Genomic DNA, 19,553 nt, shown 5'->3' with positions numbered 1-19,553 from the left:
GCACACTGATACGCAAAGAACCGCAGTGATGGGTTCGCCAGTTGGGCTCCCGCTTGCGCTTTCTCATGGGCATGGAGTTCCACTGAAGTAATCTTTCTCTGACTTCAGGTTGCCGTATCAGGGGGTGGATCTTGGAAACGACTTATGAGAGTTTTCCGAATGGTGGCCGGCCGCTGCAGGCGCCACCCGTCTCGGTTGCCGCCGCCGTGAGCGCCGCGCCCACCCGCGCCAACCTGCCCGCCAAGGGCTCGTGCTGGTATTGCGAAAAGCCGCTCGACAGCGTGCGTCGGTTCTGCGGCAAGCCCTGCGCCGATGCCTTTGACGAAGAAGCCGAATTTACGCGTTGAGGTCTAGCGGCGATGCGTTGCCTGCCTGCGCCAGCAGCAGCAACGCATGCTCGAAATCGAAACGTTCGATGGACTTCTCCAGCGCCGCCATGCGGTCAGCGCCCAGCGTGACCAAAAGGCGTGGCCGTAGCAGCTCCACCAGCTCGGGTGCGCGGCCATCGCCGATGTCGAGCATCGTGCGCAGCCGCGCCAGGTGGCGCGCATCGACCGGCAGCGCTGGCGCTGCCGTTGACGACACCTCCGGCAAAGGCGCTGCAGCCGGCGCCACCAGCAGCGCATCCACTTCCACCAGTACCCGTGTCAGCTCGACGTCCAGCGTATCGATCAGCGCGGCCGGGGCGGCGCCGTCCGTTTTGAGCGCAAGTTCGACCTCGAGCGCCAGGCGGCGCAGCGGGAGTGCCTCGATCATCCCGGCCGCGCCCTTGAGCGTGTGGGCGATGCGTTGCGCCAGTACAGCGTCGCCGGCATCGATGGCGCCGTGCAGGCGCGCGATCAGGTTGCGGTAGTCACTGGCAAAGCGTGCCAGCAGGCGCAGGAACATTGCACGGTCGCCCATGACCCGCTCCAGAGCTGTCGCCAGGTCGATGACGGCGCCGGTGTCGCTGCTCGGCGCGTCCGTCACCGGGTAGTGAACGACCAGGTGCGCGTGACGGCCGCGCCATTGACCGTGCCGGCGAAGCTGACGTCGTAGGCGGTGGCCTCGCGCAGCGGCTGGAGCGGGATGATTGCCGCCGCCGGCTTGTTGTCGGACAGGGGCGCGATGCGCAGCACGGCCAGGTCGCTGCCGCCGCGCGGGCGCACGGTGAAGCTGGTCACCGTGACGTTGGCATCGAGGTTGGTGTGCACGCTGATCGGATAGCCCACTTCGTTGGCATTGGGGACCGGGTCGGGCTGCTCGGTATTGCTGAAGAAGTTCGGCACGACCTGGGTCTGGCCATTGAACGGCCAGGTCACGAGCGTACCGCGTGCGATGCCGGGGCCGAAGCCGTCGCGGCTGGCGAAATCGGCGGTGAAGTAGCGATAGCCACTGCTGGCCGTGGCCGCGCCGGTGCCGATTTCGCGGAACATCGGCTCGAAGATCACGAAGCGGTGGTAGATCGCCGTGATCAGTTCTTCGGCCATGTAGAAGCCGGAGCCGTTGCTGCTGCCAGAGATCACTTCGCCATAGGCGTAGCCGCGCTCGGGGTTCAGCGTGTAGCCCGCCGCGTTCAGGCGCGCGCCCAGGTCGGCGCCGGTAAAGCCCTGGCGTCCGGCGACCTGGTCGTGGCTCATGATGTTATTGACGCGCAGGTACTCGGAATGCCCGAGCGCGGCGTTGTTGATCTGGGTGTTCTGGGGCACCTGCGGGACGCCGATCTGGCCGCGCCGGTAATTGATCCAGTTGCGCCCGTCGACGGCGATATTGCCGGTCTGCGCCGGCGCCGCGACGCCGGTGGGATCCTGGGCGACGGAGGAATCCGGATTGACGGCGGTGCCGCCGGTGACCTGGCCGGACCGGGTCATGCTGTCGCTATCGCTGCTGCCGCAGCCAGCCAGGCCCAGGACGGCAGCCAGGGCTGGGATCATTAACTGCCAACGGAGCGTATAGCTCATTTTACAACTCCTGTCAATACGGGCTTAATTCGATATTCTAGGGCAAATCTGGACGTCATGGCGGGTGGTGACGTCAACGCGCAACCACCTTGTTTTGCAGGCTGTAGAATAAGCCATCATTTATCTTGTCGAGTCGTCCATTGAAGCCTATTAACCAACAACGCCTCGCACGCGCCAAGTTCGCCCTGCCGAGTTCCGTCACGTTGCTGTCGATTGCCTGCGGCTTCGCCAGTATCGTGATCTCGGTCGACAATGCGCGCGTGGGCGATCCGGAGGCCTTTCGCCTGGCCGCGATCCTGCTGGTGCTGGCCGGCGTGTTCGATGCGCTCGACGGCTTCGTGGCACGCGCCACCAATACCCAGTCCAGCTTCGGCATGCAGCTCGACTCGATCGCCGACGTGATGAACTTCGGCTGCGCCCCGGGCCTGCTGCTGTACTGCTACGGCTTCACGCAACTGACCGACGTGCATCCGACGCTGGTGCGCATGGGTGGCCTGGCCTGCTTTGTGTTCGTCACCTGCGGCGCACTGCGCCTGGCGCGCTTCAATATCAGCCAGGGCCGCACCGACCCGCGCTACTTTGTCGGCATGCCGATCACCGCCGGCGCGGCGTGCGTGTCGGCCGTGGTCGTGGCCTGGCCCGATCCGGTTACACAGATGGCCCAGGCGTTCATGGTGGCGGGCCTGATGGTGGTGGTCGGCGCGCTGATGGTCTCGACGATCCGCTTCCCCAGCTCCAAGCACCCGAGCGGCAAGCTGATGATCGTCATCGTCGCTGTCTGCGCGGCCTTGCTGGCCGTGCTGCAGACGCGTTTCTTCGTGCTGTTCTTCCTGGTGTACATCAGCCTGACGCTGCTGCTCAATATTGGCTGGAAGATGGGCTGGCGCGGGGTGGCGCAGCCGAAAGTCTACGACGAAGAGTGAACCGGCGGCCCTGACAAGGGCCGTTTTTTCGTTCAGGCGAACTTGTCGAGCATCGCCGCCAGGTGCGCGGCCCGTTCGCGCGCCTCGGGCAGGTCGGCCGCGCCGCTCGTCTGCGTCACGATCGATGCGGTCAGCAACTGCACGAACGAGCGGTCGAGCGCCTTGCGCGCCGCTGCCATCTGCTGCGCCACTGCGTCGCAGTCCAATGGCGTGTCGGCCAGCGCGATCAGTTTCTGCACGCCGCGCAGCTGGCCCTCGATCCGCGCCAGCCGGTTCAGCAGATCCTTCTTTTGCGGCGCCGTCAACGCCTTGCCTTCGACGATCTTGACGTGGGCTTCGAGCATCAGGCCACCTCGTGGCCACGCGCGGCGCGCAGGATCTGGAACCAGTCTTCACGCGTGAGTTCAAAGGTGGTACCGGCCACCGCGTCGGCAATCGCCGCGATGCGGCCGGTGCCGGTCAGCGGGATCGGCCGGCTTGGCAGGCGCATGATCCACGCGAACACCACGCTGGCAAACGGCTGGTTCAAACGCTCGGCGATGCCCTGGATCGTCTGGCGCAGCACAGCGGCGCGCTCGTTGGCCGGGTCGAACAGGCGCCCGCCACCCAGCGGCGACCAGACCATCGGCGCGATGCGCAGGTCTTGCAGGCCGTCGAAGGTTTCGTCGAACAGGGGCGCCGTCACCAGCGGCGAGAACTCGACCTGGTTGGTGCTCAGGGCAACGCGGCGATTGAGCGACTCGAACTGGTGGCGCGTGAAATTCGACACACCCACGTGCCGCACCTTGCCGGCCGCCTGCAGGCGCGTAAACGCTTCGGCAATCTCGTCGAAGTTCATCAAAGGGTCAGGGCGATGGATCAGCAGCAGGTCGAGGTGATCGGTATGCAGGCGGCGCAGCGATTCTTCGGCCGACGCGATGATGTGCGCCGCATCGGTGTCGTAGTGCTGGATTGTGTGGCCAGGATGCTTGGCCGACATGAGCCGGATGCCGCACTTGCTCACCAGTTCGATACGCGCGCGCAGCGACGGCTGGGCGCGCAGCGCCTCGCCAAACAGCATCTCGACGCCGTAGTCGCCATAGATATCGGCATGGTCGAACGAGGTCACGCCCAGCGCGATGCATTGTTCGATGAACTCGACGCGCGCCGCGACCGGCATCGCCCATTCGGTCATGCGCCACATGCCGGCGACGATGCGCGAGAGCATCGGGCCGCCTTCGCGCGTAAGGGTGCGGGGGCAGTGCAGATCGGCAGGCAGGGCAGGCGACATCGTGTTTCTTTCGTCATGACAGGATTGCACGATTATAGCCCTGCCATCGCCAACTCCTTGCCGGGCTCCCATGAAAAAAGCCCGCCGGCGCAGCTGCGCGGGCAGGCTTGTCAGATACTGATGACCGGATTACTGCATCCAGAGACGCATCGAATCCCAGGCGCGGCCAAAGATGCTCGCTTCCTGGACTTCTTCCAGCGCCACCACCGGCAGCACCAGCAGCGGCTTGCCGTCGACCGTCATCTTGAGCGTGCCGACCGCGCCATTGCGCGCCAGCGGCGCGACCAGCGGATCGCGGCGCTCCAGCACCGGCTTGAGCTTACCGGCCACGCCCTTCGGCACGGTCACCAGGATGTCGCGCGTGAAGCCGATCTTGACGGTCGGCTGCGAGCCCTTCCAGATCTGCGGGGTCTGGATCGCCTGGCCTTTCGAGTACAGCTTGACGGTGTCGAAGTTCTGGAAGCCCCAGTTCAGCAGCTTCTGGCTCTCTTGCGTGCGCACCTCGGTCGAGCTGGTGCCCAGTACGACGGCGACCAGGCGACGCTCGCCCGTGCTGCCATTCGGCCGGCGCGCCGACGAGATCATGCTGTAGCCCGACGAATCGGTGTGACCGGTCTTCATGCCGTCGACGGTCGGGTCGAGCCACAGCAGGCGGTTGCGGTTCTGCTGGGTGATTTTGTTGTATGTGAACTGCTTGATCGAGTCGATCTTGTAGAACTCGGGGAAGTCGCGAATCACGTGCGAGGCCAGGTTGGCCAGGTCGGCTGCGGTCGAGTAGTTGTTCGCGTCCGGCAGGCCGTGCGGGTTGGCAAACCGCGTGGACTTCAGGCCCAGGCGCTGCGCTTCGCGGTTCATCAGCGTAACGAAGGTCGCTTCGTCGCCGGCGACGGCTTCGGCGATCGCCACGGCGGCGTCATTGCCCGACTGGATCATCAGGCCATGCAGCAGGTCGCTGATCGAGACTGGCACGCGCGGGTCGATGAACATCTTCGAGCTGCTGCTGTCGACTTTCCAGGCGCGCTCGGACACATTGACCATCTGGTTCATCGACAGGCGCTTGTCACGGATTGCAGCAAACGCGACATACGCGGTCATGATCTTGGCCAGCGATGCCGGCTCGATGCGCATGTTCTGGTCTTGCGACGCAATGACCTGGCCGCTTGTGGTGTCGAGCAGTAACCACGACTTGGCTGCGATGGATGGAGCCGGCACGGTTTGCGCACTGGCCGAGATCATTACCAGGCTGGCGGCAAAGGCCGCTAACAGTTTTTTCATGGAAACGTTCGTCATTGTAAAAGGTGAAGCGGTGGTAGAGCGCAAGGCAATGCCCGGGGGCACTGCCTCAAGAGAAGGGAATGATTATAGGGGACTGTGACCGTTAAATGTCACGGCGCCACAGTTGAACGACCAGATTTTTAATATGGCCGAGCCGGCGATGGAAGAAGTGATCGGCGCCCGGAATGATGATCACCGGGATATCGAGCGGGCGCGCCCAGTCGAATACCTGCTGCATCGTGATCGTGTCGTCCTGCTCGCCGTGGATCAGGATCGTGTCTTGCGGCACGGGCGGCATCGGCCATTTGCCGGCCGCAGTACCCACCAGCACCAGGCGCTCGGGCGCGCGACCCTCGGCTTCCAGGCGCAGCGCGAATTGCGCCTGCACGAAGGTGCCGAACGAAAAACCGGCGAGCGTCACCGGCAGGTCGGGGTAGCGCGCGCGCATGTGCTCGTACATGATGGCCATGTCGTCCACTTCGCCCTTGCCGTCATCGTACACGCCTTCGGATTCACCGACACCGCGGAAATTGAAGCGCGCCACGGCGTAACCCAGCGTGACGAAGGTGCGCGCCAGCGTCTGCGCCACCTTGTTTTCCATGGTGCCGCCGTACAGCGGGTGCGGGTGCGCGACCAGCGCGATGCCGCGCGGGGCGTCGTCGGGCAAGTCGAGCAGGCATTGCATCTTGCCGGCGTCGCCGTCCAGATAGAATTTTTGCGAGTGGATGTTCATGGTCAGATCTTGAGACGATCGACGACCTTGCCGCCGACCAGGTGGGTATCGATGATGTCGTCGATGTCTTCGTTATCGACGTAGGTGTACCAGACGCCTTCCGGGTACACCACGAGCACGGGGCCTTCTTCGCAGCGGTCGAGGCAACCGGCCTGGTTGATGCGTACCTTGCCTTCGCCGCTCAGGCCCAGTTCCTTGATGCGCTTCTTGGCGTGTTTCTGGGCTTTTTCAGAGCCGCACTTGCCGCAGCTCTGGCGTGCATCCTTGCCTTCGCGCTCGTTCATGCAGAAAAATACGTGGTGCTGGTAAAACGGTTGGTCGGTCATGGCGTTCTCGTCGAAAAAGGCAGAAGTATTATCTTACTGGCGATTGAGTTTATGTGACGGCAGCAGCAGGAACCAGAGCGCGAAGAACGGCCAGCTCAGTGACAGGAACCACGCCGCGCCATTGAAGTTCAGGAATTTGCCCTGCACCCAGCCCTGCAGCGTGGACGAGAAATACGGGTTCACCGGAATCGTGTTGACGACCACCAGCGCCAGTATCAGCGTCACCACCGCCAGACGCCGCTGCGCCACCTGCGGCGCAAAGACCAGGCCCGAGAGCATGATCATGCCGATCAAAAAGCCCCCTTCGGCGCCTGGCGTGACCCAGACCAGCGCGTTATCGGGCCGGAACAGCAGCGAGCTGGCAAACGCCTTGAGCACCAGCGCCGACCCCAGGAGAGCGATCATCAGCCAGAAACGCGGCGCGCCGCGGCGCACGAGGCACATCAGCGTGAGCGCGGCGCCGGTCATGCCGCAGGCGGTGATGATGGTCTCGGACAGCCAGTACTGCTCGACGCTCATCGTCACGCCGGGGCGCAGCATCGCCACCAGGTCGATGTCGGTATCGAACCACGAAGACAGCCAGCCGGAGACGATCGGCAGCACCTGGCCATGGCCGAACAGATAGCTTTGCGGGTAGATCTGCGCCAGCGGCCACATAGCCACCAGTACCAGGCCCTGGCTCGCATGCGGTGCGAACCAGCGCTGGCGCAGCTTGAACAGGCGGCTGCGATCGAGCAGGCCAGGGGCCCACAAGGCGCCCAGCACGGCGCCGAGCAGCGCGCCGCCCGCATTGGTGACGAAGTCGAGGTTCGACGGCACGCGGCTGGGCAAAAAGTTCTGCACGGTTTCCATGACGCCGGTGGTGAAGATGCCGATCAGCGCGGCCAGCAGCACCGCCCAGACGCCACGCACACGGGGATAGAACGACAGCACCAGCAGCATCCCGAACGGGATGTAGCCGACGATATTGACGCCGACGTCGAAGCCCGTGAAGTAGCGCTGCTTGACGAGGTTCAGGAACGCCAGCGGCGCCACGCCCGTATCGCGCCAGCCGGTGAACGGAAACCAGCTGGCGTAGATGATCAGGAGCAGATACGCCATCAGCGCGGCGCGCACGATCGGCGAGCCGCGCGAGCGCCCGGCCGCGACTTCGGCGGAGATGGCCTCGTCGCTCATTTGCCCTGCAGGTCGAGGGTCGACAGCCAGTTCTTCAGATCGAGCGCGATCCGGTCGGTGCCGGCGGCCAGTGCGGCCACGCCACCCGCAGCGTCCTGGCTCGGGGCAGGGGCGCTATGTGCGAAGCTTTTCTGGGCCACCAGGCGATGGTCGGCCAGGACCGACGCGCGCAGCAGGATCTGCCCTTCGCTTGCGCTGGTGCTGGAAAACGCGTGCACGAAGTCGTCGATCTCGATACGCAGGATCGGCACGCGGTTGGCGGCGTCGGTGGCCGACAGCACCGTGACACCGGCCTGCGCCAGGCGCACTTTCAGGCGCTGCGTGACCAGGGCGAGCGGCGTGCCGCTCCAGCGGCTGCCGGCGTAGGTACGGGCTTGCAGCGGATCGGCGTAATTCAGCCGGTAGACCATGCGCTCGTTGTCGAGGACGGCGCCGCCGGTGGCATCCATCACCACGATCGGGGGCAGCGACGCCGGTTGCACGGGCGTGGACACCTGGGCCGATGGCGCGCCGAAGTCATAGATGGTATTGGGCGCGCCTTTGTTGCTGGCGCAGCCGGCCAGCAGCGCGGCGCCAGCAACGGTAACGGCAACGGCGAGGCGGTAGGGGCGGAGATTCACGGTGGTCCTCATTTGGTCGGGGGCGCGAAGCCCGGCTCGCCCGGTCCGGGCGCGTCGCCCGGTGTGCCGAACAGGATGCTTTGCGGGCGGTCGGAGAACGAATTTGCGGTGCGGCGCACGGCGCGCAGCGAGGCGCGTGCTTCGTCGGTCATCTGCACCACGTGCGGCAGCGTTTCCAGTTCCAGCTCGCTGGTGGCCGCGCCGAGCGCACCGATGGTGCTGTTCAGGCGTTCGATCGGGCCGTCCGGCGCTTGCAGGCGCGTGGCCAGGTTGTCGTAATTGCGCGTCATCGAGGTGGCGCTGGTGGCCAGCGTGTCGATCGAGTCCATGCTGCGATCGATTTTCGTGACCAGTGACGGCAGGCGGTCAAGTACCGGATCGAGGCGCTGTGGGATCGCCGCGTAGGCCTCGGCGGCGCGGTCCACGCTCTCGAACGCGCCGAGCATCGTGGCGCGGTTCTCGGGGCTGAGTAGCTCGTCGAGGCTGGTGGTGATCTTTTCGGCCTTGTCGAGGATGGCCAAGCCGCGGTCTTCCAGCTGGTCGAGCAGGCCGGGACGCAGCGGGATGCGGGCAATGCGCTCGCCACCGGTGGCCAGACGCGGCGATCCGGTGCGCTCGTCGTTAAGCTGGATGAAGGCGATGCCCGTCACGCCCTGGTAGCCAAGCGAGGCATAGGTGGTGCTGGTGATGGGTGAGGCTTCATCGACCGACAGGCGAATCAGGATCTGGCCGGTGACGCGCGGATCGAAAACGATCGTGTCGACGCGGCCGATTTCCAGGCCCCGGTAGCGCACCGTGGCTTGCGGGTTCAGGCCGGGGATCGACTGCGTAGTGACGATCTCGTACTGCACCAGCTCGGTCTTGTCGCGGTTGAACCAGAGGCCGATCAGCACCGTCGCCACCAGCAGGGCGATCGTGAAGATGCCGGTCATCAGCGCATGTGACCTGTTTTCCATACTAGTGTGTCTCCGATTCGTTCCGGGTCCGGCGCTCGTCGAGCACTTCCAGTGCCCGCTGGCCGCGCGGGCCCAGGAAAAAGTGTTTGATGAACGGGTGCTCGACCTTGAGCACATCGCACGATGGTCCGACGGCCAGCACGTGTTTTTCGGCCAGCACCGCGATGCGCGAGGACAGCGCAAACAGCGTGTCCAGATCGTGCGTGACCATCACCACCGTCAGTTTCAGTTCGCGGTGCAGCGTCTGGATCAGCGTGACGAAAGCGTCCGACAGGTCGGGGTCCAGGCCTGCGGTCGGCTCGTCGAGAAACAGCAGCTGCGGTTCGAGCGCCAGTGCCCGCGCCAGCGCCGCGCGCTTGACCATGCCGCCGGACAGGTCGGACGGCATCTTGGCCGCATGCTCCGGCCCTAGCCCCACCATGTCCATCTTGAGCAGCACCGCGTCGCGGATCACGTCTTCGGGCAGTGCATGCAGCTCGCGCATCGGCAGGGCGATGTTGTCGAATACGTTCAGCGCCGAGTACAGCGCGCCCTGCTGGAACAGCATACCCCAATGGTTGCGCATGCGTTGCAGCTGCTCGGGCCTGGCCGCGCTGATGTCTTCACCGAATACGTGCACGCTGCCCTGCGACGGGCGCTCCAGGCCCAGCATCTGGCGCAGCAGCACGGTCTTGCCGGTGCCCGAGCCGCCGACGATCGACAGGATCTCGCCATCGTAGATCTCGAGGTTCAGGTCCTGGTGCACGACGGTGCGACCGAAGCGGGTCCACAGATTGCGGATCTCGACGACGGGTTTGCCCACGTCTTCATCGGGCCGCAGGTTCAGGCGCTGGGGGGATTGCGGTTGGGTGTCGGCCATCAGAATCCCGTGTTGCTGAAGATGATCGCGTAGACCGCGTCGGCCAGGATCACCACCGTGATCGCGGTGACGACCGAGGTCGTGGTGCCGCGCCCGAGGCTTTCGGTATTGGGCTTGATGCGCAGGCCGAAGTGGCACGCGATCAGCGCGATCAGCACGCCGAAGGTCGCGCCCTTGAGCAGGCCGATGGTGTAGTTCACGAACGGCACCGCGTCGGGCAGCTTTTGCAGGAAGTAGCGAAACGACATGCCCATCTCGATTTTTGCCGACACCATGCCGCCCAGCAAGGCCATCGCATCGGTCCAGACCACCAGCAGCGGCATCGAGATCGCCAGCGCGATCACCTTCGGCAGGATCAGGCGGTAGCCGTGCGAGACGCCCATCACCAGCATCGCATCGAGTTCTTCGGTCACGCGCATGACGCCCAGCTGCGCCGTGATCGACGAGCCGGAGCGGCCGGCGACCAGGATCGCGGCCAGCAGCGGGCCAAGTTCACGGATCACCGCCATGCCGAGGATGTTGACCAGGTAGGCGTCGCCGCCGAACATGCGCAGCTGCTGCGACGACAGGAACGACAGCACGATCCCGATCAAGAAGCCCACGATCGCCGTGATGCCCAGCGCCTGGAAACCCGAGTGATAGATATTGGCCGAGATTTCACGCCACGGGCCTGTGGCAGGGCGGCGCGCAAAGCGCCACAGGTCCTGGATCACGATGCCGATCAGACCAATGAAGCTGCGCAGGTGCGCGAAAAAGTCGAGCATGCCGGCGCCCAGCTTGATCAGCCAGTCGAAGGGACTGACGCGCTGGCGTGGCAGCGTGATCTTGCTGGCTGCTTCGATGCGCTTGAACAGGTCTTCCTGGCGTGGGTCGAGCGTGAGGCGCTGCGGACGCTGTTTGTTCCAAGTATTCCAGAACATCTGGGCGCCGATGTGATCGAGGCTATCGACGCCGGACAGGTCCCAGGTGCAGGCCGATTTGTCTTTCAGGCCCGCGAGCTGGCGCGTGATGCCCTTCAATATACCGTGCTGCGACAGGCCGTGGACTTGCCAGACCCCGCTGGCGATGACAGATTGGCCCGCCCCCTGGCCGGCCTGTTGAATGGTTAATGTTGGCGCATTTTCAATCTGCATTGCGGCAGTGTAAAAGAGAATCGCGCCTGCTGCCACATTGTTGGTTTCGCGATCAGGCCGCGAGGTGGCGTGCCTGGCGCGATGGGGCCACCGCGCGCACCGTATCCGCGACTGTGCCCGCGACCGCTTGCGGCGTGCGCGCCGGTGCATCGACCTTGCCGGCGTAGTCGCTGGCGAGCAGGCTGGCCGCTTCATGCGCCGCCATGCCGCGCACCTGTAAGTACTCGGCCACCAGCTTGGCCAGGCGATCGAGCGCAATGCGGTGCGTCGCATCGGTGCGCTTGTAGATCCAGTCCGAAAACGCCATGAAGTTGTCGAACGGCGCCTCGCCCAGCAGCACCGGCGTGGTGTTGGCAAAGCGGCCGGAGTTGGCCACCAGATCCCAGTAGCGCGCAAAGCGCACCAGGCGCTGCATGGTCGCAAAGTCGATCTTGTCCGTCGCCAGCACGGTGTACGGCGGGTACGGGTCGTAGACCATGCCGAAGGCTTCGGTGTGGCGGATGATCGGCGTGCCGCGCAGGCGCTTGAGGATGCCGAACTGGATTTCCTCGGCGCCCAGACCCACCAGCTGGTCAAAGCCGCGCGCGAAGCTGGCCACGTCTTCGCCGGGCAGGCCGGCAATCAGGTCGACGTGCAGGTGGGCGGTGGCGTGCTGTGTGAGCCAGCGGATGTTCTCGGCCGCCTTCTCGTTGTTCTGGCGGCGGCTCACAAGCGCCTGCACCTCGGGATTGAAGCTCTGGATGCCGATCTCGAACTGCAGCGCGCCGGCCGGGAATTTGGCGATGGTGTCCTTCAGCGCATCGGGCAGATGGTCGGGCACCAGCTCGAAGTGGGCGTAGATCGGGTCGTCCGGATACTGCGCGATCTTGTCGAGGAAGAAGTCCATGATGCGCAGGCTCGTCTTGACGTTCAGGTTGAACGTGCGGTCAACGAACTTGAAGAGGCGCGCACCGCGTGCGTACATTGCTTCCATCTCGGCCAGGAACGCGTCGAGCGGGAATGGCCAGGCGGTCTTGTCGAGCGACGACAGGCAGAACTCGCACTTGAACGGGCACCCGCGCGAGGCTTCCACGTACAGGGTGCGGTTGGCGATGTCGTCGTCGTTGTACAGCGCATAGGGCAGGGTGATCGCGTCCATCGGCGGTTGCACGCCGGCGTGGATCTTCATCAAGGGCTTGGGACCATTGAGAATCTCGCCGCACAGCTTGGGGAACGTGACGTCGCCCCAGCCGGTGATGACGTAGTCGGCCAGCTGAACGATTTCCTGTTCGCCCGTCTCGTGTGAGACTTCCGGGCCGCCCAGGATGATCTTCACGGCGGGTGCGACGCGCTTGAGCATCGCCACCAGGCGCGTGGTTTCTTCGACGTTCCAGATATACACGCCGAAGCCGACGATGCGCGGCGCGTGCGCCAGGATGCGCTCGACGAGGTCGGCGGTCTTGGCGCCGGTGACAAATTCCTGGATGCGGGTCTGGTCCTGCAGCGGCCCCATATTGGCCAGCAGGTAGCGCAGTCCAAGCGAGGCGTGCGTGTAGCGGGCGTTCAGGGTGGTGAGCAGGATCGACATGGTAGCGGCAGGCTGAGGGGGTTTGAAGGCAGTATTTTACTGTGATGCCACCAATGGTCGCGTGACTATGCAGTTGACATTGCTTCAAATAAAGATTGGTGTCTACAATCGACCACTCCTTATTTAGAAAGTGTCTTCCATGTTGATGACCAATATCGAAACCATTCCGGGCAAGACCATCACGGCGTGCCACGGCGTTGTCTCCGGCAGTTCGGTGCGCTCCAAGCACGTGGGCCGCGACATCATGGCGGGGCTGAAGAATATGGTTGGCGGCGAGCTCAAGGGCTACACCGAGTTGCTGGAAGAATCGCGCGCCCAGGCGACCCAGCGCATGCAGGCGCAGGCCACGCAGATCGGCGCGAACGCCGTCGTCAATGTGCGCTTTTCGACCTCGTCGGTGGCCGCTGGCGCCGCCGAGATCTATGTCTACGGCACTGCGGTGACGGTGGGCTGATGGACCTGATTTTCCTGATTGTCTTCTGGTCGGTGCCGATTGCGCTCGGCTATGTGTTTGGACGCATGGCAGAAGCCAGGCATTACCGCTCCATCATCGCCAGGGAAAAAACGTGGCTGGGCTTGCCAGCGACATCGCTGAAGACCGTGCTCGGGTCTGCGCCGGTGGCGCGCAGCGAACTGGTCACCGGCAGCGTGGTGGTGGCGGTCGATCACTTCAAGAAGGCGGCGTCGGCGCTGCGCTCGCTGGTGGGCGGGCCGGTGCAGTCGTATGAAACGCTGCTCGATCGCGCCAAGCGTGAAGCGGTGCTGCGCCTGAAGGAAAGCTGCCCGGGCGCCCACGAGATCGTCAACGTGCGCCTCGAAACAATGCCGTTGACCGGTAACCAGCAGCAGATCAACGGCGTCGAAGTGCTGGCCTACGGCACCGCCATCTATTATGTGGAACAGAGCGCCGCACCATGAAATACCAGGCGTCGCTGCCCGAGCACAACGACAACGTCACGCCCGGCCATCCGCTCAAGGATTTCGTGCTGATCCTGGCCGCGCTGTCGGCGGCGGTGGTGGTCGGTTATCTGGTGCTGGGTTGGCTGATTGATGTGGTGGTGGACCGGATGGGACCGGAGACCGAGGCGCAACTGACGCAGATGGTGGCATGGACGCCGCCCGCGAGCGAGCCGGCAATGCGCACGCGCGAAGCGTGGGCCCAGGATCTGGTCGATGGCATGCGTCAATGCGCCGGCGTCAGCGGGCCCGTCACGGTGCGCGTGAACCGCTCGGACACGCCCAATGCGATGGTTGCGCCGGGCGGCGTGGTGGTCGTGTTCTCGGCGCTGTTCGACAGTGTGCAGTCCGAAAACGGCATGGCGTTCGTGCTGGCCCATGAGCTGTCGCATATGGCCAACCGCGATCACCTGCGCGCAGTCGGGCGGCGCGTGGTGCTGATTACCGCTGCCACCGTGCTCACGGGTGACGGCAGCGGGACGGCAGGCGTGCTGGCGCCGGCGCAGCATCTGGGTGAGTCGGGGTATTCGCGCGGCCGTGAAGCCGCTGCGGATGCGAAGGCACTGGCCATCTTGCAATGTCGTTACGGGCATGCTGGCGGCGCCACCGAATTGTTCACCACCTTGCAGCGCGAAGAGGGCAAGACGCCGGCCGTGCTGCATTACCTGGCGTCGCATCCGTCGATGGCCGCGCGCATCGATGCGGTGCAAGTGGCGATGCGTCAGGCCGGCTTGCAGGCTGGCCCGGTGCAGCCGTTGCCGCGTTTTTGACGGGGTATGCGATAAAGCTGGCGGTATCGGAAATTGCTTGTTAGAATGTGAGCCGGAATTCAGGAAGCCTGTTGCCCAGTAGAGGAACAGTTTTCCAGCAAGTTATGCCTGATGACCATAGCAAATCGGTCCCACCCCTTCCCATCCCGAACAGGACCGTGAAACGATTTTGCGACGATGATAGTGCTGCAACCAGTGTGAAAGTAGTTTATCGTCAGGCTAGTTATATAGAGAAAGCCCACCAGGTGTCTGGTGGGCTTTTTTGCTTTGCGGCGTCGTGTTTGTCGCATCGATGCTGCATTCACGCGAGAGAAATAGCACCCTGGCACTATTTTAGGTTTAAAGTATTGCATTAGTTTTACTTCGCCATGGTTCGATCGCGCGGCGCCTGCCGCAGAAAGCGTCTCTCATGCAACGTCGTCATCCTGCTGCGCCCCGTCGCCTCCTTGCAATCGTACTCGTGCTGGCGCTGGGTGCCTGCGGTCGGGATCGTGATGACGATCCGGCCGTCCTGCCATCACCGCCAGCCACCGCCGCCCGCATCAACGTCGAACTCGCACGCACCGCGCATGGCGTGCCGCATGTGCGGGCCGATGACTTCCGCAGCCTGGGCTATGGACTGGCATACGCGTATGCCCAGGACAATGTCTGCATGTTCGCCGATGCGGTGCTGACCGTGCGCGGTGAGCGCTCGCTGTTCTTTGGCGCCGACGCGCGGCCACGCCAGCGCACGGGTGACGAGTATGGCGGCGGCAGCGGGTTCATGGACCTGAACAACGAGGACAGTGACTTCTTCTTCAAAGGCTACCTCGAAATTGAGCAATTGCGCGCCGGCTATGCCAGCGGTGCACAAGAGCCACGCGACCTGCTTGAAGGCTATGTTGAAGGCTACAACCGGTACTTGAAGGATGCGGGAAGCAAGTTGCCAGCGGCCTGTGCCAACACGAAATGGGTGAGGCCGATCTCGCTCGACGACATGATGCTGGTGGTGGCGGAAAAGGCATTGCACGCATCGGGCCAAGCCTTCGCCCGTGATTTCGTTGCGGCTGGCCGGGTTCCTGGCGCCACCGTGACGCTGGCCAAGGTGGCGCCACGCAAGATCGATGCGTCGTCGCTGGTCGCACAGCTCGACCTGCTCAACCGGCAAGGTTTCGGCAGCAATGCGCTGGCCGTGGGCAAGGAGTTGTCCGCCAATGGGCGCGGGCTGTTGCTGGGCAACCCGCATTATCCATGGACCACGACCGACCGCTTCTATCAGGCCCACCTGACCGTGCCGGGGCGCTACGACGCGATGGGCGTGATCATCGGCGGCGTGCCGGCCGTCGTCATCGGCTTCAACCGCGACGTGGCCTGGAGCCACACGGTCACGTTCGCCAATCACTTCACCACCTTCCGGCTGGCGCTGGATCCCGGCGACGCCAGTGGCACCACTTATCTATATGATGGGACGCGGCGCACGATGACGTCGAAAACGGTGACGGTCGAGGCGCTGCTCCCCGATGGCCTGATCGGGCGGCGCACCAAGACATTTTATTTCAGCCACCAGGGCGCCGTCATCAGCCGGCCGGCGGCGGGACTGACCTGGACGTCTCAGGCTGCCTATGTACTGGCCGACCCAAACCGCAGCAATACCCGGATGCTCGAGCAGTGGCTGGGCATCGGCACCGCCACCAGTGTGCGCACGCTGAAGGATTCGCTCGACAAGGTGGTGGGGCTGCCATGGGTGAACACGGTGGCGGCCGACCGCGACGGCAATACGCTGTTTGCGGACGCCAGTGTCGTGCCGCACATGAATGCAGACAAGTTCGGGAATGGTTGCCTGTTGCTGCAGGCGGCGCTGCTGTTCGACGGGTCAAAGAGCAGCTGCGGCTGGGGGCAGGATGTGGGCGCGCCGGCCGGCATTTACGCGCCGGCCACGGCGCCGTGGATGATACGCACCGATTACGTCGGCAATTCGAATGACAGTTACTGGCTAACCAATCCGAAGGCGCTGCTCACTGGCCCGGCGCCACTGGGCTATTCGCCACTCTACGGGCGCGTGAATGCCGAGCAAAGCCTGCGCACGCGAATCGGGTTCCGCCAGGTCGAGGATCTGCTGGCCCAGCGCAACAAGTTGAACCTTGCCGACATGCAGGCGCTTGCGTTCTCGAACCGCGTCTATGCGGCCGAGCTGGTGCTGCCCGAGTTGTTGACCGCCTGCAGCAGCGCGAGCAGCACACTGGTGCAGCAAGCCTGCACGACGCTGCAAGCATGGGACCGGCGCGCCGATCTCGACAGCCGCGGCGCGGTGCTGTTCCGCGAATTCTGGGCGCTGGCAACGGCGATCCCCAACAAATGGGCGCGGCCGTTCGACCCCACGGATCCGGTCAACACGCCGGCCGGCGTGGCGCCGGCGGCCATGCCCGCCATGCTGGTGGCGCTCAGGACGGCGGCCGACAAGCTGCAGTCGCTCGGCGTGCCACTCGATGGCCGACTGGGTGACTACCAGGTCGAGCTACGCAACGGCGTGCGTATTCCACTGCATGGGGGCAATGGGAATCAGGAAGGCACGTATGGCTCGCTGACGATGCGCAGCAGCTTGACGGCCCAAGGCTATGTCGGCGCGCACTGGGGCCAGAGCTATCTGCAGACCGTGACGTTCGACGACCAGGGGCCGGTGGCGCAGGCGATGCTGACGTATGGGCAGTCGGTCGACCCCACATCGCCGTGGTATGCCGACCAGACGTTGCTGTATTCGCGCAAGAGCTGGCCAAGCCTTCCTTTTACGCAAGAGAAGATCAAGGCCGACCCCAACTACACGACCGTCACGCTGCGGGAGTAGCGATACCGTCCAGCGCCGTCATCGCATCGTCCGGCAACACCAGTTGCGCAGCGGCCAGGTTTTCGCGCAAGTGCGCCACGGATGAGGTGCCTGGGATCAGGAGCAGGTTCGGCGCACGGCGCAGCAGCCAGGCGATCGCCACCTGCATTGGTGTCGCACCGAGTTGTTGCGCGACGCCGAACAGGGCATCCGACTGCAAGGGCGTGAAGCCGCCCAGCGGGAAGAAGGGTACGTAGGGAATCTCCTTTGTGGCCAGTGCATCGATCAGGGCGTCGTCCTGGCGATGGACGAGGTTGTACATATTCTGCACGCAGGCAATCGGCACGATGCGCTGGGCGTCTTCCACCTGCTGCGGCGTGACGTTGCTCAGGCCGATATGGCGGATCAGACCGCGCTGGCGCAGCTCTGCCAGCTTGGTCAGCGGCGCCTCGAGCGAACCTTCTGCCGGCTTGGACATGTCGAACATCGCGCGCAGGTTGACCACATCGAGTACATCCAGTCCCAGGTTGCGCAGATTGTCATGCACGGCCTGTTCAAGTTCCGGCGCGGAAAAGGCCGGAAGCCAGCTGGCATCCGGACCGCGGCGCGCCCCGATCTTGGTCACGATCACCAGGTCGTCGCGATAAGGATGCAGCGCTTCGCGGATCAATTGATTGGTTACGTGCGGACCGTAGAAATCGGACGTGTCGATGTGGTTCACGCCAAGCTCGACCGCTTCACGCAGCACGGCGCGGGCCGCGTCCACATCCTTCGGCGGACCGAACACGTGAGGGCCGGCCAGTTGCATGGCGCCGTAGCCGAGACGGCGTACGGTGCGGTCGCCGAGGGTATAGGTGCCTGCCTGTTCAATGTTGGACATGTTTTTCCTTCTTGTGGGTAAGTGGAATCACGATACGACGCATGCGTCTGTGTGACAATCCAGGCAAATCCACACAGGTTGTACGAAAAAACGAACAATGAAAACCGATCTGGGAGAGTTGTCTGCCTTTGTCGCAGTGGCGCGTGCCGGCGGCTTCCGTGAGGCGGCGCGCGCGACGGATGGCAGCGCATCTGGCCTGAGCGAGGCGGTGCGACGTCTTGAAACGCGGCTCGGCGTGCGCTTGCTTAACCGGACGACGCGCAGCGTGATGCTGACCGAAGCAGGCAGCAGCCTGCTGGCGCGGCTCGATCCGGCATTGCAGGAGATCGACGCCGCTTTAGATGTGATCAATGGCTTTCGCGACACGCCGACGGGCCTGTTACGCCTGAACGTGCCGATGAGTGCAGCACGCTTGGTACTTCCCGCCATCGTGCCACGATTCCTGGCGAGGTATCCGGAGATCCGCCTGGAGGTGGTCGCGGAAGAGAGCTTCGTGGATGTGCTGGCCGCGGGGTGCGATGCCGGTATCCGGTATGAAGAGCGGCTCGAGCAGGACATGATTGCCGTGCCGATCGGGCCGCGCATCCAGCGCATGGCGGCGGCGGCATCACCCGCGTACCTGGCCCGGCATGGCGTGCCTGCACATCCGCGTGACTTGTCGCCAGGTGCCTGCATCCGGGCGCGCTTTGCCAGCGGGGCGATGATCCAGTGGGTGTTTGAACGCGATGGAGAAACCATCACCGTCGAACCCAACGGACAATTGCTGGTGCAGATCGGCGGCGCGCTGGACCTGTCCATCGATGCGGCCGTGCAGGGTCTGGGCATGGTGTACCTCTTCGAGGACTGGCTGGCGCCGTATGTCGCGCAGGGGCTGCTCGAGCCAGTGCTGCAGCCATGGTGGCCGCAGTTCTCCGGCCCGTTCCTGTATTACTCGGGCCGCAAGCTGGTGCCGGCACCGCTGCGTGCCTTCGTTGACTTCATCCGCAGCGAGCGTGAAAACGGGCCACATTTGTCACACAACTGAAAAATAAGCTGTTGACGAAGCTCAGCTAGTCGAGCATAATCTCATTCCTCTGCTGCAGCGAACAAAACGATTCGAAGCAAACGGCAGATGAAGCAGCACCGAATAAGTTCTTTAAAAATTAACAGTCGATAAGTGTGGGCGTTTGATGAAGGTGCCAAGAACTTCGGTTCTTGATTACTTAAATTATCAAATGTTCACAAAAAAGAAATACGTTGCTCAGCAATGAGTAACGGTCAGTATTTTGAGTGAGCGACCCCTGCCGTAAGGTAGGGTGGCAGAAATGCCAACAAACAGAGATTGAACTGAAGAGTTTGATCCTGGCTCAGATTGAACGCTGGCGGCAT

General features: G+C 63.9%; 21 protein-coding genes and 1 rRNA gene. 8 read left to right on the top strand and 14 right to left on the bottom strand.

Going from position 1 to position 19,553, the window contains the following annotated elements:
• Nucleotides 1–131: 131 nt before the first annotated feature.
• A complete protein-coding gene (locus tag AC56LY_RS18630) occupies nucleotides 132–347 on the top strand; it encodes a hypothetical protein (RefSeq protein ID WP_183555324.1) in 216 nt (71 codons plus the stop codon).
• On the opposite strand, the gene AC56LY_RS18625 is transcribed toward AC56LY_RS18630, so the two are convergent.
• Together AC56LY_RS18625 and AC56LY_RS18620 are read right to left on the bottom strand one after the other, a co-directional pair.
• The gene (locus AC56LY_RS18625; RefSeq protein WP_499582145.1) at nucleotides 337–903 is read right to left on the bottom strand and encodes an Hpt domain-containing protein; all 567 of its coding nucleotides are present in this window, start codon (nucleotides 901–903) and stop codon (nucleotides 337–339) included. The two genes, AC56LY_RS18630 and AC56LY_RS18625, sit on opposite strands and share 11 nt — an antisense overlap.
• 62 nt (nucleotides 904–965) lie before the next feature.
• On the bottom strand, nucleotides 966–1,940 hold the full coding sequence (locus tag AC56LY_RS18620) for a CAP domain-containing protein (protein ID WP_499582143.1): 975 nt from the start codon (nucleotides 1,938–1,940) through the stop codon (nucleotides 966–968).
• Between the two features lie 140 nt (nucleotides 1,941–2,080).
• Here AC56LY_RS18620 and pssA point away from each other — a divergent pair, with 140 nt between their 5' ends.
• Nucleotides 2,081–2,863: a CDP-diacylglycerol--serine O-phosphatidyltransferase gene (gene pssA, locus AC56LY_RS18615; RefSeq protein WP_499582141.1), complete on the top strand. Its 783-nt coding sequence runs from the start codon at nucleotides 2,081–2,083 to the stop codon at nucleotides 2,861–2,863.
• Nucleotides 2,864–2,895: 32 nt separating this feature from the next.
• Here the strand turns inward: pssA and AC56LY_RS18610 are convergent, their stop codons facing one another.
• The 11 genes from AC56LY_RS18610 to AC56LY_RS18560 form a co-directional block, all read right to left on the bottom strand.
• Nucleotides 2,896–3,207, bottom strand: a complete 312-nt coding sequence (locus AC56LY_RS18610) for a metal-sensitive transcriptional regulator (protein WP_183555322.1) — start codon at nucleotides 3,205–3,207, stop codon at nucleotides 2,896–2,898.
• Complete coding sequence (locus AC56LY_RS18605; RefSeq protein WP_499582139.1) at nucleotides 3,207–4,133, bottom strand: aldo/keto reductase; 927 nt, start codon at nucleotides 4,131–4,133, stop codon at nucleotides 3,207–3,209. Before AC56LY_RS18605 ends, AC56LY_RS18610 begins: the two co-directional genes overlap by 1 nt.
• Nucleotides 4,134–4,262: 129 nt before the next feature.
• Entirely contained in the window at nucleotides 4,263–5,408 is a 1,146-nt protein-coding gene (locus AC56LY_RS18600; RefSeq protein ID WP_499582137.1) for a D-alanyl-D-alanine carboxypeptidase family protein, read from the bottom strand.
• 103 nt (nucleotides 5,409–5,511) lie between these two features.
• A complete protein-coding gene (locus AC56LY_RS18595; RefSeq protein ID WP_183555243.1) occupies nucleotides 5,512–6,141 on the bottom strand; it encodes an alpha/beta hydrolase in 630 nt (209 codons plus the stop codon).
• 2 nt (nucleotides 6,142–6,143) lie between these two features.
• The gene (locus AC56LY_RS18590) at nucleotides 6,144–6,467 is read right to left on the bottom strand and encodes a (2Fe-2S) ferredoxin domain-containing protein (RefSeq protein WP_183555244.1); all 324 of its coding nucleotides are present in this window, start codon (nucleotides 6,465–6,467) and stop codon (nucleotides 6,144–6,146) included.
• Nucleotides 6,468–6,500: 33 nt separating this feature from the next.
• Nucleotides 6,501–7,643, bottom strand: a complete 1,143-nt coding sequence (locus AC56LY_RS18585; protein ID WP_499582135.1) for a VanZ family protein — start codon at nucleotides 7,641–7,643, stop codon at nucleotides 6,501–6,503.
• Complete coding sequence (locus AC56LY_RS18580) at nucleotides 7,640–8,263, bottom strand: ABC-type transport auxiliary lipoprotein family protein (RefSeq protein ID WP_499582133.1); 624 nt, start codon at nucleotides 8,261–8,263, stop codon at nucleotides 7,640–7,642. Before AC56LY_RS18580 ends, AC56LY_RS18585 begins: the two co-directional genes overlap by 4 nt.
• An 8-nt stretch (nucleotides 8,264–8,271) precedes the next feature.
• A complete protein-coding gene (locus AC56LY_RS18575; protein WP_499582131.1) occupies nucleotides 8,272–9,219 on the bottom strand; it encodes an MlaD family protein in 948 nt (315 codons plus the stop codon).
• Between the two features lies 1 nt (nucleotide 9,220).
• Nucleotides 9,221–10,078, bottom strand: a complete 858-nt coding sequence (locus AC56LY_RS18570) for an ABC transporter ATP-binding protein (protein ID WP_499582129.1) — start codon at nucleotides 10,076–10,078, stop codon at nucleotides 9,221–9,223.
• Nucleotides 10,078–11,211, bottom strand: coding sequence for an MlaE family ABC transporter permease (locus AC56LY_RS18565; protein WP_499582127.1), 1,134 nt, complete (start codon nucleotides 11,209–11,211; stop codon nucleotides 10,078–10,080). The genes AC56LY_RS18570 and AC56LY_RS18565 overlap by 1 nt, the downstream gene beginning before the upstream one ends.
• 52 nt (nucleotides 11,212–11,263) lie before the next feature.
• The gene (locus tag AC56LY_RS18560) at nucleotides 11,264–12,778 is read right to left on the bottom strand and encodes a B12-binding domain-containing radical SAM protein (RefSeq protein ID WP_499582125.1); all 1,515 of its coding nucleotides are present in this window, start codon (nucleotides 12,776–12,778) and stop codon (nucleotides 11,264–11,266) included.
• Nucleotides 12,779–12,917: 139 nt separating this feature from the next.
• Here AC56LY_RS18560 and AC56LY_RS18555 point away from each other — a divergent pair, with 139 nt between their 5' ends.
• The 5 genes from AC56LY_RS18555 (at nucleotide 12,918) to AC56LY_RS18535 (ending at nucleotide 17,326) form a co-directional block, all read left to right on the top strand.
• Nucleotides 12,918–13,232: a YbjQ family protein gene (locus AC56LY_RS18555; protein ID WP_499582123.1), complete on the top strand. Its 315-nt coding sequence runs from the start codon at nucleotides 12,918–12,920 to the stop codon at nucleotides 13,230–13,232.
• Nucleotides 13,232–13,696, top strand: a complete 465-nt coding sequence (locus AC56LY_RS18550) for a YbjQ family protein (protein ID WP_499582121.1) — start codon at nucleotides 13,232–13,234, stop codon at nucleotides 13,694–13,696. Before AC56LY_RS18555 ends, AC56LY_RS18550 begins: the two co-directional genes overlap by 1 nt.
• On the top strand, nucleotides 13,693–14,505 hold the full coding sequence (locus AC56LY_RS18545) for a M48 family metallopeptidase (RefSeq protein WP_499582119.1): 813 nt from the start codon (nucleotides 13,693–13,695) through the stop codon (nucleotides 14,503–14,505). The genes AC56LY_RS18550 and AC56LY_RS18545 overlap by 4 nt, the downstream gene beginning before the upstream one ends.
• Before the next feature lie 107 nt (nucleotides 14,506–14,612).
• A 5S ribosomal RNA gene (gene rrf / locus AC56LY_RS18540) occupies nucleotides 14,613–14,725 on the top strand.
• Nucleotides 14,726–14,914: 189 nt separating this feature from the next.
• Entirely contained in the window at nucleotides 14,915–17,326 is a 2,412-nt protein-coding gene (locus tag AC56LY_RS18535) for a penicillin acylase family protein (protein ID WP_499582118.1), read from the top strand.
• On the opposite strand, the gene AC56LY_RS18530 is transcribed toward AC56LY_RS18535, so the two are convergent.
• Nucleotides 17,310–18,185 (bottom strand): aldo/keto reductase family oxidoreductase, encoded by an 876-nt coding sequence (locus tag AC56LY_RS18530; RefSeq protein ID WP_499582117.1) that lies wholly within the window; start codon nucleotides 18,183–18,185, stop codon nucleotides 17,310–17,312. The genes AC56LY_RS18535 and AC56LY_RS18530 overlap by 17 nt on opposite strands.
• Before the next feature lie 97 nt (nucleotides 18,186–18,282).
• Between AC56LY_RS18530 and AC56LY_RS18525 the strand changes: the two genes are divergently transcribed.
• The gene (locus AC56LY_RS18525) at nucleotides 18,283–19,209 is read left to right on the top strand and encodes a LysR substrate-binding domain-containing protein (protein ID WP_499582115.1); all 927 of its coding nucleotides are present in this window, start codon (nucleotides 18,283–18,285) and stop codon (nucleotides 19,207–19,209) included.
• Nucleotides 19,210–19,553 lie beyond the last annotated feature (344 nt).

The sequence above is a fragment of the Telluria sp. ZT3P25 genome, from assembly GCF_059685895.1.
The sequence above is the reverse complement of the archived record's forward strand: the minus strand, read 5'-3'. Positions and strand labels throughout refer to the sequence as shown.

What these genes read in the sequence shown, in the direction of transcription:
- AC56LY_RS18575 (WP_499582131.1), bottom strand. Translation starts at nt 9,219, where the DNA reads ATGGAAAACAGGTCACATGCGCTGATGACCGGCATCTTCACGATCGCC.
- AC56LY_RS18610 (WP_183555322.1), bottom strand. Translation starts at nt 3,207, where the DNA reads ATGCTCGAAGCCCACGTCAAGATCGTCGAAGGCAAGGCGTTGACGGCG.
- AC56LY_RS18590 (WP_183555244.1), bottom strand. Translation starts at nt 6,467, where the DNA reads ATGACCGACCAACCGTTTTACCAGCACCACGTATTTTTCTGCATGAAC.
- AC56LY_RS18585 (WP_499582135.1), bottom strand. Translation starts at nt 7,643, where the DNA reads ATGAGCGACGAGGCCATCTCCGCCGAAGTCGCGGCCGGGCGCTCGCGC.
- AC56LY_RS18600 (WP_499582137.1), bottom strand. Translation starts at nt 5,408, where the DNA reads ATGAAAAAACTGTTAGCGGCCTTTGCCGCCAGCCTGGTAATGATCTCG.
- AC56LY_RS18535 (WP_499582118.1), top strand. Translation starts at nt 14,915, where the DNA reads ATGCAACGTCGTCATCCTGCTGCGCCCCGTCGCCTCCTTGCAATCGTA.
- AC56LY_RS18550 (WP_499582121.1), top strand. Translation starts at nt 13,232, where the DNA reads ATGGACCTGATTTTCCTGATTGTCTTCTGGTCGGTGCCGATTGCGCTC.
- AC56LY_RS18625 (WP_499582145.1), bottom strand. Translation starts at nt 903, where the DNA reads ATGGGCGACCGTGCAATGTTCCTGCGCCTGCTGGCACGCTTTGCCAGT.
- AC56LY_RS18570 (WP_499582129.1), bottom strand. Translation starts at nt 10,078, where the DNA reads ATGGCCGACACCCAACCGCAATCCCCCCAGCGCCTGAACCTGCGGCCC.
- AC56LY_RS18545 (WP_499582119.1), top strand. Translation starts at nt 13,693, where the DNA reads ATGAAATACCAGGCGTCGCTGCCCGAGCACAACGACAACGTCACGCCC.
- AC56LY_RS18605 (WP_499582139.1), bottom strand. Translation starts at nt 4,133, where the DNA reads ATGTCGCCTGCCCTGCCTGCCGATCTGCACTGCCCCCGCACCCTTACG.
- AC56LY_RS18525 (WP_499582115.1), top strand. Translation starts at nt 18,283, where the DNA reads ATGAAAACCGATCTGGGAGAGTTGTCTGCCTTTGTCGCAGTGGCGCGT.
- AC56LY_RS18620 (WP_499582143.1), bottom strand. Translation starts at nt 1,940, where the DNA reads ATGAGCTATACGCTCCGTTGGCAGTTAATGATCCCAGCCCTGGCTGCC.
- AC56LY_RS18565 (WP_499582127.1), bottom strand. Translation starts at nt 11,211, where the DNA reads ATGCAGATTGAAAATGCGCCAACATTAACCATTCAACAGGCCGGCCAG.
- AC56LY_RS18530 (WP_499582117.1), bottom strand. Translation starts at nt 18,185, where the DNA reads ATGTCCAACATTGAACAGGCAGGCACCTATACCCTCGGCGACCGCACC.
- AC56LY_RS18595 (WP_183555243.1), bottom strand. Translation starts at nt 6,141, where the DNA reads ATGAACATCCACTCGCAAAAATTCTATCTGGACGGCGACGCCGGCAAG.
- AC56LY_RS18560 (WP_499582125.1), bottom strand. Translation starts at nt 12,778, where the DNA reads ATGTCGATCCTGCTCACCACCCTGAACGCCCGCTACACGCACGCCTCG.
- AC56LY_RS18555 (WP_499582123.1), top strand. Translation starts at nt 12,918, where the DNA reads ATGTTGATGACCAATATCGAAACCATTCCGGGCAAGACCATCACGGCG.